Origin of the sequence: Prosthecomicrobium sp. N25 (assembly GCF_037203705.1) — a bacterium.
GTDB lineage: Bacteria > Pseudomonadota > Alphaproteobacteria > Rhizobiales > Ancalomicrobiaceae > Prosthecodimorpha.
Genome location: NZ_JBBCAT010000009.1, coordinates 2501 through 5683 on the forward strand (window position 1 = coordinate 2501; position 3183 = coordinate 5683).

The window sequence follows — 3183 nt, forward strand, 5'->3', positions numbered from 1 at the left end:
GCGCTTCGCGCTGCGGGGAGCGCGGCTGGCTCCACGGGCCGTGCCTTAGGGCAGGGCCGGATGTTCGTCCGTTTAGAAACCAGTTTCGTCGCGACTGCTGCCGGATGGCGCGGTCGTGGGCGTGTTCGATCTGTCATCGTGAAGAGAAGGTTCGTTCGGACCGCTTTGGTTCTGCCCGCGAGGGGAGGATCGGGGCGGTGTCCGGCGTCTGGCCTGCCGCGAGGCATGCCTTGCGCACCAGACGGATGGTCGGTCGCCTAACCGCGCCGGTCCTGAACGGAACTCGTGAGAAGAGGTCTTTCTCGATGCCGCTGTGGGTGTCGGAGGCCGTGGTGGTGACTGATGGTCACCGGTCACGGGTCTCTGGTCACTAACGAGCGGGCATCGATAATGAGAGTGATCAAGTGACTTAAGGGCATTCGGTGGATGCCTAGGCGCTGAGAGGCGATGAAGGACGTGGTACGCTGCGAAAAGCCATGGGGAGCCGCGAACAGGCATTGATCCATGGGTCTCCGAATGGGGCAACCCACTCCTGCGAAGGAGTATCCCGCAAGGGAGGCGAACCCGGGGAACTGAAACATCTCAGTACCCGGAGGAAAGGACATCAACCGAGACTCCGCTAGTAGTGGCGAGCGAACGCGGACCAGGCCAGTACCTCTTTTGAGTTGACCGGAACGGCGTGGAAAAGCCGGCATGAAGGGTGAGAGCCCCGTACGGGAAAGGCGAGAGAGAGGTCATGAGTAGGGCGGGACACGTGAAATCCTGTCTGAAATTGGGGGGACCACCCTCCAAGCCTAAGTACTCCTCAGCGACCGATAGTGCACAAGTACCGTGAGGGAAAGGTGAAAAGCACCCCGACGAGGGGAGTGAAAGAGTTCCTGAAACCGGATGCCTACAAACAGTGGGAGCCCAAGGTTCGTCCTGGGTGACCGCGTACCTTTTGTATAATGGGTCAGCGAGTTAGTCTGGCGAGCGAGCTTAAGCCGGTAGGTGTAGGCGCAGCGAAAGCGAGTCTGAACAGGGCGTTCAGTTCGTCGGATTAGACCCGAAACCGGGTGATCTAGCCATGGCCAGGCTGAAGGTGCGGTAACACGCACTGGAGGGCCGAACCGGTGCCTGTTGAAAAAGTCTCGGATGAGCTGTGGCTAGGGGTGAAAGGCCAACCAAACCCGGAGATAGCTGGTTCTCCGCGAAAGCTATTTAGGTAGCGCCTCGAGCGAACACTCCAGGGGGTAGAGCACTGGATGGGCTAGGGGGTCCCACAGACCTACCAAACCTAACCAAACTCCGAATACCTGGACGTGCTACTCGGGAGACACACGGCGGGTGCTAACGTCCGTCGTGAAGAGGGCAACAACCCTGACCGCCAGCTAAGGCCCCTAATTCGTGGCTAAGTGGGAAAGGATGTGGGGATCCCAAAACAACCAGGATGTTGGCTTAGAAGCAGCCATCATTTAAAGAAAGCGTAACAGCTCACTGGTCTAGACAAGGGTTCCTGCGCCGAAGATGTACCGGGGCTCAAGCCACGAGCCGAAGCTGCGGGTGCGTCGCAAGACGCGCGGTAGCGGAGCGTTCCCTAGGCCTGCGAAGCGGCACCTGTGAGGGGCCGTGGAGGTATGGGAAGTGCGAATGCTGACATGAGTAACGATAAAGGGTGTGAGAGACACCCTCGCCGAAAGTCCAAGGGTTCCTGCGTAAAGTTAATCTGCGCAGGGTTAGCCGGCCCCTAAGGCGAGGCCGAAAGGCGTAGTCGATGGGAACGGGGTGAACATTCCCCGGCCAGCGGATGGTGACGGATCCCGTGTATCGTATGCCCTTAACGGATTGGGCGTGCGGTGAAGGGGTTCCAGGAAACAGCCCCGCGAACGACCGTACCCGAAACCGACACAGGTGGACTGGTAGAGCATACCAAGGCGCTTGAGAGAACTCTGCTGAAGGAACTCGGCAAATTGCCTCCGTAACTTCGGGATAAGGAGGCCCCATGGTTGCGCAAGCAGCTGTGGGGGGCACAAGCCAGGGGGTGGCGACTGTTTAACAAAAACACAGGGCTCTGCGAAGTCATGAAGACGACGTATAGGGTCTGACGCCTGCCCGGTGCCGGAAGGTTAAGAGGAGAGGTGCAAGCTTCGAATCGAAGCCCCGGTAAACGGCGGCCGTAACTATAACGGTCCTAAGGTAGCGAAATTCCTTGTCGGGTAAGTTCCGACCTGCACGAATGGCGTAACGACTTCCCCGCTGTCTCCAGCAGAGGCTCAGTGAAATTGAATTCCCCGTGAAGATGCGGGGTTCCTGCGGTTAGACGGAAAGACCCCGTGCACCTTTACTGCAACTTTGCGCTGGCATTCGTGTCGGCATGTGTAGGATAGGTGGTAGGCTTTGAAGCGCAGGCGCCAGCTTGCGTGGAGCCATCCTTGAAATACCACCCTTATCGTCATGGATGTCTAACTGCGGTTCGACAGGATCCAGGACAGCGCATGGTGGGCAGTTTGACTGGGGCGGTCGCCTCCCAAAGAGTAACGGAGGCGCGCGATGGTGGGCTCAGACCGGTCGGAAATCGGTCGTCGAGTGCAATGGCATAAGCCTGCCTGACTGCGAGACTGACAAGTCGAGCAGAGACGAAAGTCGGCCATAGTGATCCGGTGGTCCCGCGTGGAAGGGCCATCGCTCAACGGATAAAAGGTACGCCGGGGATAACAGGCTGATCTTCCCCAAGAGTCCATATCGACGGGAAGGTTTGGCACCTCGATGTCGACTCATCACATCCTGGGGCTGGAGCAGGTCCCAAGGGTTCGGCTGTTCGCCGATTAAAGTGGTACGTGAGTTGGGTTCAGAACGTCGTGAGACAGTTCGGTCCCTATCTGCCGTGGGTGTTCGAGACTTGAGACGATCTGTCCTTAGTACGAGAGGACCGGGATGGACGCACCACTGGTGGACCTGTTGTCCTGCCAAGGGCAGTGCAGGGTAGCTATGTGCGGACGGGATAACCGCTGAAGGCATCTAAGCGGGAAACCCACGTCAAAACAAGGTCTCGCAAAACAGAGCCGTGGAAGACGACCACGTCGATAGGCCGGGTGTGTAAGGGCAGCAATGTCTTCAGCTTACCGGTACTAATAGCTCGATCGGCTTGATCACTCTCATTACTCAATGCCCGCTTGGCGATCAGAGATCGCTCGGCGGTCCAAG

The 3183-nt window shown here is 58.3% G+C and carries 1 rRNA gene; it reads left to right on the forward strand.

From position 1 onward, the window contains the following. The first annotated feature begins 398 nt into the window (after positions 1–398). A 23S ribosomal RNA gene (locus tag WBG79_RS27505) occupies positions 399–3132 on the forward strand. Positions 3133–3183 lie beyond the last annotated feature (51 nt).